Source organism: Streptomyces sp. NRRL WC-3618, assembly GCF_001280005.1.
Classification (GTDB): Bacteria; Actinomycetota; Actinomycetes; order Streptomycetales; family Streptomycetaceae; genus Streptomyces.
Window position 1 is genome coordinate 44,132 of record NZ_LGDW01000446.1, and the last position, 8,985, is coordinate 53,116.

At 71.4% G+C, this 8,985-nt stretch carries 6 protein-coding genes and 1 pseudogene; 4 read left to right on the forward strand and 3 right to left on the reverse strand.

Annotated features, from left to right (window positions below):
* Positions 1-12 precede the first annotated feature (12 nt).
* The 3 genes from ADL01_RS29935 to ADL01_RS29945 form a co-directional block, all read right to left on the reverse strand.
* Positions 13-1,287: an arsenic transporter gene (locus ADL01_RS29935; protein ID WP_107091026.1), complete on the reverse strand. Its 1,275-nt coding sequence runs from the start codon at positions 1,285-1,287 to the stop codon at positions 13-15.
* A 75-nt stretch (positions 1,288-1,362) separates the two neighbouring features.
* Complete coding sequence (locus tag ADL01_RS29940; RefSeq protein WP_053745129.1) at positions 1,363-1,932, reverse strand: DUF4232 domain-containing protein; 570 nt, start codon at positions 1,930-1,932, stop codon at positions 1,363-1,365.
* 90 nt (positions 1,933-2,022) lie between these two features.
* On the reverse strand, positions 2,023-4,407 hold the full coding sequence (locus tag ADL01_RS29945) for a SpoIIE family protein phosphatase (RefSeq protein WP_053745130.1): 2,385 nt from the start codon (positions 4,405-4,407) through the stop codon (positions 2,023-2,025).
* Positions 4,408-4,842: 435 nt separating this feature from the next.
* Between ADL01_RS29945 and ADL01_RS29950 the strand changes: the two genes are divergently transcribed.
* The 4 genes and pseudogenes from ADL01_RS29950 to ADL01_RS29965 all read left to right on the forward strand — a co-directional run.
* Positions 4,843-7,086, forward strand: a complete 2,244-nt coding sequence (locus ADL01_RS29950; RefSeq protein WP_053745131.1) for a glycoside hydrolase family 9 protein — start codon at positions 4,843-4,845, stop codon at positions 7,084-7,086.
* Positions 7,087-7,185: 99 nt separating this feature from the next.
* Positions 7,186-7,434 carry a hypothetical protein gene (locus tag ADL01_RS29955; RefSeq protein ID WP_053745132.1) on the forward strand — a complete coding sequence of 83 codons (249 nt, stop codon included), beginning with the start codon at positions 7,186-7,188 and terminating at the stop codon, positions 7,432-7,434.
* A 3-nt stretch (positions 7,435-7,437) separates the two neighbouring features.
* Entirely contained in the window at positions 7,438-7,815 is a 378-nt protein-coding gene (locus tag ADL01_RS29960; protein WP_053745133.1) for a toxin Doc, read from the forward strand.
* Between the two features lie 284 nt (positions 7,816-8,099).
* A pseudogene (locus ADL01_RS29965) lies at positions 8,100-8,985 on the forward strand (hydrolase); the annotation flags it as partial.

Genomic DNA, 8,985 nt, shown 5'->3' on the forward strand with positions numbered 1-8,985 from the left:
CCCGCCCGCTCCTCAGCCTCCGAGGACGGCCAGCGAGCCCCACAGCGCCACCACCGCCGGGATCAGCGCGGCCGGCACGGAGATCATCCCGAGCCGGGTGAACTCCCCGATCCCGACCTCGTGTTCGTACCGGTGCACGATGCGCCGCCACAGCAGGGTCGCCAGTGATCCCGCGTACGTCAGGTTCGGACCGATGTTCACCCCGAGCAGCACGGCGAGCACCGCACCCGGACCGGCCGTGGCGGTGAGCGGGAGCAGCACGAGCACCGCGGGCAGGTTGTTGATCAGATTGGCGAGTACGGCGGCCAGCGCGGCGATCCCGAGCAGCGCGACCAGTCCGGTCCCGTCGGGCAGCACCAGGCCGAGCGCGTCGGCGAGCCCGTTGTCGACGACCGCGCGGACGACGATGCCCAGCGCCAGCACGAACGCGAGGAACCCGGGCGCCGTGGCCCGCCACACCACCACCGGGGTCGCGTGCCGGCGCACCAGCGCGCGTCCGGCGAGGACGAGCGCCCCCGCGAGCGCGGCCCACGCGGGATCGACGCCCAGCGCGGAGGCCACGACGAACCCGGCGAGCGTGCAGGCCACGGTGACGAGGGCGAACAGGGGAAACTCGGGCGCGTCCGTGTCGGGCGCGTCCTTGCCGGCCGCCTCGGGCGACGCCGGTGCGGCCAGGTCGTCGGCGAAGAACCGCCGGAACACCAGGTACTCGGCGCCGATCGCGACCAGCCAGGGCAGCGTCATCAGCGCGGCGAACCGGGTGAAACTCAGCCCGCTCGCGCTGAACGCCAGCAGGTTGGTGAGGTTGGAGACCGGCAGCAGCAACGACGCCGTGTTCGACAGATGCGCGCAGGCATAGGTGTGCGGCTTGGGCCGGACCCCCGTCCGGGCGGCCGTGGCGAACACCACCGGCGTGAGCAGCACGATGGTCGCGTCCAGGCTCAGTACGGCCGTGATCGCCGAGGCGAGCACGAAGACCGAGGTCAGCAGCCGCCCGGGCCGGTTCGCGGCCCACCGGGCCATCCACGCCCCGCAGGCCCTGAAGAGCCCTTCGACATCGCAGAAGTGGGCCAGCACCAGCACGGCGGCGAGGAAACCGATCACCGGCCCGAGCCGCTCGGCCTCCTCCCACGCGTGCTCCGGCGAGATGGCGCCGGTGGCGACCACGAGTACGGCTGCGGGCACCGCCACCACCGCCTCCGGCAGTCCGAACGGGCGTACGACGGCGCAGGCCAGGACGGCGATGAGCAGGACGATGGACAGGGCCTCGGCGGACGCGGCGTTCAGAGTTCGGTCCTCCGGGACAGGAACACGGGTGCCGCTCCATGAAAGCAGGTACCGCTCATTGCCCCGGATACCGGGTCAGGGTCCGGCGCCCGGAGCGAAGACCGTCAGGAACACCGACGACTTGTTCCCCCCGACGGGCACCGCCCCCGCCTTCCACGCCACCTGGAGCTGGTCCCGCTCGTCGGGCGGGGTCACCAGCAGCTCGGCCGGAGTCGCCGTCCGGGCGTCGCTGAGCTCCGGGTTCGCGAAGCTCAGGCCCGCCCAGGCACTGTCACCCGGCGCCAGCTCGACCCTCGTCGGCGATGCCTCGGAGCGCTTCGGGGCGGGGCCCAGGCGCTCGCCGGACGCGTCCACGAAGGCGGTACCCGGGTAGCCGCGCAGGGTGCAGGTACGGTCCGAGTGGTTGGTCAGGACGACGGGGAAGTTCTTCTGTCCGGCGCCCGGATCGAGCCGGCCGACCGAGGCACGCAGCTCGGTGGCGCGGCAGCGGGTGTCGCCCGTCGTCGGGCTGGTCGCCGACGGGAGGGTCCTCGACGAGACGGTCCGGCCGCCGTCGTCGCAGGCCCCGAGCACCAGCGGTAACGCGATCGCGCTCGTGAGCAGCGCGGCCCGGCGACCCGGCCTGGGCGTACGGAAGATCGGCATGTCCCACCTCCTGGAAGTCGCTCCGAACAGACCGAGTGGTCCGAGCGGCGCGTCTCATGCACTCTCAGGCACCGTGGGAGTCTCCGGGATTCACCCGTCGCCCGTCAGCGACAGCTCCGCCCAGATGGTCTTCCCGTCGGGCGTGTGCCGGCTGCCCCACCGCTCGGTGAGCTGCGCGACCAGCAGCAGACCGCGGCCACCCTCGTCGAAGGTCCTGGCGCGCCGCAGATGCGGGGCGGTGTGGCTGGCGTCGGAAACCTCGCAGATCAGGGTCGACGCGTCATGGACGAGGCGCAGCCGGATGGGATGCGAGCCGTAGCGGATGGCGTTGGTGACCAGCTCGCTCACCACCAGCTCGGTGGTGAACGTGGCCTCGCTCAGCTCCCAGACGTCGAGCTGCTCCCCGACCTGCTTGCGGATCGGCCCGACGAGCGCCGGGTCGGCCGGGATGTCCCACGTCGTGACCCGGGAGGCGGGCAGACCCTGGGTGCGGGCCAGCAGCAGGGCCACGTCGTCGGCCGCGCCGCCCGGTGGGAGGAGGGTCTGCAGGATGCGGTCGCACGTCTCGTCGAGCGAGTCCGCGTACGCCGCCAGCGCGTCACACAGCATGCGGTGACCGGCGTCGATGTCCCGCTCGCGGCTCTCGATCAGCCCGTCGGTGTAGAAGGCGAGGACCGTGCCCTCCGGCAGCTCCAGTTCCATGGACTCGAACGGCAGCCCCCCCAGGCCCAGCGGCGGACCCGCGGGCAGCCGCACCTGCCGGGGCGTCCCGCCCGGCGTGAGCATGACCGGCGGTGGATGCCCGGCGCGGGCCATGGTGCAGCGCCGCGACACCGGGTCGTACACCGCGTACAGACACGTGGCGCCGACCTCACCCGGGCCACCCTCGCTGCCGGCCTCGGCCGACAGCCGTACGACGAGGTCGTCGAGGTGGGTGAGCAGCTCGTCCGGGGCGAGGTCGATGTCGGCGAGCGTGCGCACGGCGGTGCGCAGCCGGCCCATGGTGGCGGAGGCCTGGACGCCATGGCCGACGACGTCTCCGACGACCATCGCGACCCGCATCCCGGACAACGGGATCACATCGAACCAGTCACCGCCCACCCCGGCCCGCGCCGCGGGCAGATAGCGGGAAGCGGCTTCGAGGGCGGCCGTGGGCGGCAGGGTACGGGGGAGCAGGCTGCGTTGCAGGGCGAGGGCGGTCTCGCGTTCGCGGGAGAACCGGCGGGCGTTGTCGATGCAGACGGCGGCCCGGGCGGTCACCTCCTCGGCGAGCAGCGCGTCGTCGGCCGTGAACGGGTCGGGGCGGCGGTACCGGGTCAGGAACGCGACGCCGAGGGTCGTACCGCGCGCCGTGATCGGCACGGACATCATGGCGTGGATCCCGAACTCCTGGACCCGGCTGAAGCGTGGCTTGTCCCAGGCCAGCCACTGTTCGAGGTCGCCGGAGGGCACCGAGGCCACAATGGTGCGCCCCGTCAGGAGGGACTCGGCGTGGGGCGAGGAGGCCGGGTACTGGTCCAGCTGTCCCGCCTTGGCCACGGCTTCGGGGCTGCCCGGGACGATCGACCGGTGGGCGGCCCGGCGCAGGCCGAGCGGCGCCGTCAGCTCGGCCGGATGGTGGTCGCCGCCGTGCTGCGGCGGGTCCAGCAGATCGACGCTGACGAAATCGGCGAGCGCCGGGACACAGACGTCCGCCAGCTCCTGCGCCGTCCGGGTGACGTCGAGAGTCGTGCCGATGCGTACGCTCGCCTCGTTGACCAGCTGGAGCCGCTCCCTGGCGAGGTACTGCTCGGTGAAGTCGTGGGCCGCGAAACAGACCCCCCGCACCTGCCCCTCGGCGTCCCTGAGCGGTGCCAGCCGGGCCAGCCAGGCGTGCGCGTGGTCCTCGCCGCCGGTGCGCAGATAGGTCTGCACGTCCTTCGCCACGCCGCTCTTCAGTACGTCGAGCATGTTCTGTTCCAGCTCCGCGCTGCGCTCCCTACCCCCTATCTCGGCGATGCGCAGCCCACGGATGCGCTCCACCGGCAGCCCGATCACAGCGGCCATGGCGTCGTTGACACCGTGCAGCCGGAGCCGGTCGTCGTAGACGGCCGTCGCGCAGGGCGCCTGAGCCAACGCGGCTCGCATCAGCGGGTCCTCGGCGGGCCGGGCACGGTTCTCCAAGGGGGTGACGACGAGCCAGTCGCCCCCGTCGCCATCAGGAGACGGCCGATGATGGGCGAGCAGCCAGCTGGACACCGTACGGCCCTCGCGGTGACGCAGCGCGACCGTGCCGTGCCAGACGTCCCCCTGCGGCCGTCCGAGCGCGTCCGCACTCTCGTCGGCCAGCAGTGAGGTGGCGGGACGGCCCAGCGTTTCGGCCGCCGACCAGCCCAGCAGCCGACGGGCGCCCTCGTTCCAGCCGGTCAGTATGCCCCGGGCGTCGACGACGGCCCGCGCCGTGGCGGAATCGTCGAACGGGTACACCGGACTCATCGGCGCCACTCCATCGCGAACACTCACAGTGAGCAGGGGACATCACTGGTGCTCCACACTAGTGCGTCACGCTCCCACACGGTGAGGAACACCGCGGTCCCCGGGCCCGCTTCCACAGCCCAGGTCGTGTTTCGCGCCCGCCCACCCATTTGCCGCTTCTGTCCAGCCCAGGCCCGCACCCTCAGCCCGTCCGGCGTTTGAGGACGAGGCCCGTTCAGGGCCGAAAGCGGGGATCTGGGGGCGCCGCCCCCAGGGATGGGACGGGTAAGGGCGGCGGGGGCGAAAACACCTCCGTGAGCCCATTCGCGTCCGGACCGTTGACGAGACGCGGCGCCTCGCACAGCATGGGCCACGTCCGCATCTGGGAGCGCTCCCACGCACGCGCCGCTCTTCTCGCCACCGCGCCCCCACCCTCCCCCCGAGGAGCCCAGAGACGTGAAACGACGCAGAACCACCCTGCTCTCCGTGATCGCCCTCCTCACCGCAGCCCTCACCGCACTCCCCGCCGGCCCGGCCGGCGCAGACGAGGTCGAGCAGGTCAAGAACGGCACCTTCGACACTGTCACCGCCCCCTGGTGGACGACCACCAACGTCACCGCAGGCCTCTCCGGCGGCGGCCTCTGCGCCGACGTACCCGGCGGCACCACCAACCGCTGGGACGCCGCCGTCGGCCAGAACGACATCACCCTCGTCAAGGGCGAGTCGTACCGGTTCTCCTTCAAGGCCACCGGCACGCCCGCGGGACATGTCGTCCGGGCGATCGTCGGCCTGTCGGTGTCCCCGTACGACACCTACTTCGAGGTGAGCCCGCAGCTGAGCGTGTCCGGCGACGCCTACACGTACACCTTCACCGCCAACGCCGACACCACCCAGGCCCAGGTCGGCTTCCAGCTCGGCGGCAGCGCCGACCCCTTCCGGTTCTGCATGGACGACGTGTCGCTGGTGGGCGGGGTACCGCCCGAGGTGTACGAACCCGACACCGGACCCCGGGTACGGGTCAACCAGGTCGCCTATCTGCCCGCGGGCCCGAAGAACGCCACGCTGGTCACCGACTCCACGCAGCCGCTGCCCTGGCAGCTGAAGAACGCCGGCGGAAAGACGGTCGCCCACGGCAGGACCGTGCCGCGCGGCACGGACGTCTCCTCCGGGCAGAACGTCCACTCGATCGACTTCGGCTCCTACCGCAAGGGCGGCACCGGCCTCACACTGGTCGCCGACGGGGAGACGAGTCGCCCGTTCGACATCGGCGCGAGCGCCTACGACCGGCTGCGGCGGGACTCGCTGAAGTACTACTACACGCAGCGCAGCGGCATCGCGATCCGCGGCGACCTGCGCCCGGGCTACGCCCGCCCCGCCGGCCACGTCGACGTGGCGCCCAACCAGGGCGACTCCAAAGTGCCGTGCCAGCCGGGCGTGTGCGACTACACCCTCGACGTCACCGGCGGCTGGTACGACGCCGGCGACCACGGCAAGTACGTCGTCAACGGGGGCATCTCCACCTGGGAGCTGCTGAGCACGTACGAGCGCGCCCTGCACGCCCGTACCGGGCAGCGGGACCAGCTCGGTGACGGCACGCTCGCCATCCCGGAGAGCGGCAACAAGGTGCCGGACATCCTGGACGAAGCCCGCTGGGAACTGGAGTTCATGCTGAAGATGCAGGTGCCCGCCGGGCAGCCGCTGGCCGGCATGGCCCACCACAAGATCCACGACGAGAAGTGGACCGGGCTGCCGCTGCTGCCGAGCGACGACCCGCAGAAGCGCGAACTGCACCCGCCGACCACCGAGGCCACCCTGAACCTGGCGGCCACGGCGGCGCAGGCGGCCCGGCTGTACCGGCCCTACGACCGCCCGTTCGCCGCGCGCGCCCTCGCGGTGGCGCGCAAGGCGTGGACGGCGGCCCTGGCTCACCCGGCCCTCCACGCCGACCCGAACGACGCGACCGGTGGCGGTGCCTACAACGACACCGACGCACAGGACGAGTTCTACTGGGCAGCCACCGAGCTGTACCTCAGCACCGGTGAGAAGGCGTTCGAGCAGCACATCCTGAACTCGCCGGTCAACACGGCCGACATCTTCCTCCCGCTCGGCTTCGACTGGGCCCGGACCGCCGCGGCCGCCCGCCTCGACCTCGCGACCGTGCCGAGCAAACTCCCCGGCCGGGACAGGATCCGCCAGTCCGTCCTCAAGGGCGCCGACCGCTATCTGGCCACACTGGCGGCGCAGCCGTACGGCATGCCCTACGCCCCCGACGCCAACGTGTACGACTGGGGCTCCAACGCCCAGGTCCTCAACAACGCCGTCGTCATCGCCACCGCGTACGACGTCAGCGGCGCCTCGAAGTACCGGGACGGCGCGCTCCAGAGCATGGACTACCTCCTCGGCCGCAACGCGCTGAACATGTCGTACGTGACGGGCTACGGCGAGGTCAACTCCCATCAGCAGCACAGCCGTTGGTACGCCCACCAGCTCGACCCGAACATGCCGAGCCCGCCGCCGGGCACGCTGGCCGGCGGCGCCAACTCGAGCATCCAGGACCCCTACGCACAGAGCAAACTCCAGGGCTGCGTCGGCCAGTTCTGCTACATCGACGACATCCAGTCCTGGTCGACGAACGAGCACGCGATCAACTGGAACGCGGCCCTCGCCCGGATGGCGTCCTTCGTGGCCGACCAGGGATAACCGAGTCGCCTCTCGCTCCCTCGCCCCCTCGGTACCTCTTCCTTACCGGCCTGACCTGGTGGTATTTACGGGTAAGTACCGGCGAGGTACCGTGGGGGCATGCCTGCTCTGAATGTGGAGTTCAGTGACCGCGAACTAGAGGACCTGCGACAGATCGCCAAGGAACGCGGTACGTCGATGAAGGCACTCGTGCGCGAGGCGGCGGCGGCCGACATCGCCCGGCACCGCGCCCTGCAGGAGGGCGCGGAGGAATTCCGGCGGTTCTTCGCGGCCCACGCCGACGAATTCGCCGCCGCGTTCCCCGAGGACGAACCGGTCGCCCCGGGCCGTCAGGGACAGGTCGCCTGACCGATGGCTCCCGTCATCCATATCGACGTGCCGTGGCTGCTCCAGCGCCACGAAGAGGTCCTGCCGGACCAGCCCACGGTCAACGACTTCTCCGCCCTGGTGGCCGCCGTTGCCCGCCACCGGGTCGACCCGCCGCGCCTGGGCGTGGACTCCGACCCCGCCTGGCGGGCCGCCGCGCTGCTGCACACCCTCGCGCTGCTCAAGCCGCTGCCGTCGGCCAACGCCCGCTTCGCCTGTGCCACCGCTGTGGCGTACATGTTCGTGAGCGACGTCGGCATAGACCCGCCCTACGGCGCCCTCGTCGACCTCGCCCGTGACCTGATCTCCGGCAAGACGGACGTCTACGGCGCGGCCGACCGGCTGCGCTCCTGGCAGATCTGAGCGGCGCGGTTCACGCGGGGCGCGGCCAGGAATCCGAATGCTGGTGCGAGTGTCGAGAGTTTCTCCTGTTGCTGACTTTTCTCCAGTGAATGGTGTACCCCAACCGCCTTGTTGGTCAGGAGCAACTTGTGCAAGGGTGAACTACTTGTGCAGGGGGGAATGGCCGGGTTCGACTCGCCGGTGGTGATTCTGGTGATTCGGTGAGGAACCAGCGCCACTGTCGGGGCGGGGAACACAGCCGGGAACCTCTGTGAGTTACCCGTGCGTGGGAAGGAAACCGCTCAGTGCCCCACCCCCACCCCCCTCGTCCGTACTCCCCGCCGTACTCCGGTGGGGTCCCGGGGGAGTCGGACGAGAGTCTCGCCGTGCAGCTCAGAGGCAGACCGGAGGGCGAGACCGGCCCCGCCGTGGCTCTGCTGACGGCGCGGCACTGGCAGGCGACCCACGAGTACGCGGTCATCTGCCTCGCCACTTCGGCCCAGACCGCCTCCATGGTCACCGCCGCCGCCTTCCACCAGGTCCTGGAGCGGGTGATGCGGGCCGAGTCGGCCGTCGCGCTGCGTCCCCGGTTCCTTGTCGCCGTACGGGACACGGTCAGGGACTGGGCCGCCGACGACCGTGTGTCCGATGTGCTGCCGGAACTGATGAAACCGGTCGGCGGCCGCGGAATGCGCGCGGCGCAGTCCATGACGCCGGACAACCGAAAACTCGCGGAGCGTTCGTTCCAGGCCCTTCCGGGACTCGCCCAGTGCCTGCTCTGGCACACCGAGGTGGAAGCCGAGCCGATAAGTGTTCCCGCCGAGCTTCTTGGCATGGACACGGTTACGGCGTCGGCGTCGCTGGAACAGGCCCGCGACCAATTCCGCCAGGGCTGTGTACGCGCCCACCGGGAACTCGCGCCGTCCAAGGAATGCCGGTTCAACAACCGTCTCCTCGACGTCCCGATCCGGCGCGGCGGGACTCTGCTGCCCGATGTGCAGCAGCATCTGGTGGAGTGCCGCTACTGCCGTGACGCCGCCGAGCAGTTGAGCCATGTCGAGGGCGGCGGCCTGGGCACGATGCTCGCGGAGGCGGTGCTCGGATGGGGCGCCGGTCGCTACGTCGACTCCCGCCGGGGGCGCGCCCAGGGCGCCACGCGGGCGCGGGGCCATGCCCGGCACGGCGGGGGCG

Excerpts from the sequence above, each read along its gene's own strand:
- ADL01_RS29940 (WP_053745129.1), bottom strand. The coding sequence starts at position 1,932 with ATGCCGATCTTCCGTACGCCCAGGCCGGGTCGCCGGGCCGCGCTGCTC.
- ADL01_RS29960 (WP_053745133.1), top strand. The coding sequence starts at position 7,438 with ATGGCTCCCGTCATCCATATCGACGTGCCGTGGCTGCTCCAGCGCCAC.
- ADL01_RS29955 (WP_053745132.1), top strand. The coding sequence starts at position 7,186 with ATGCCTGCTCTGAATGTGGAGTTCAGTGACCGCGAACTAGAGGACCTG.
- ADL01_RS29945 (WP_053745130.1), bottom strand. The coding sequence starts at position 4,407 with ATGAGTCCGGTGTACCCGTTCGACGATTCCGCCACGGCGCGGGCCGTC.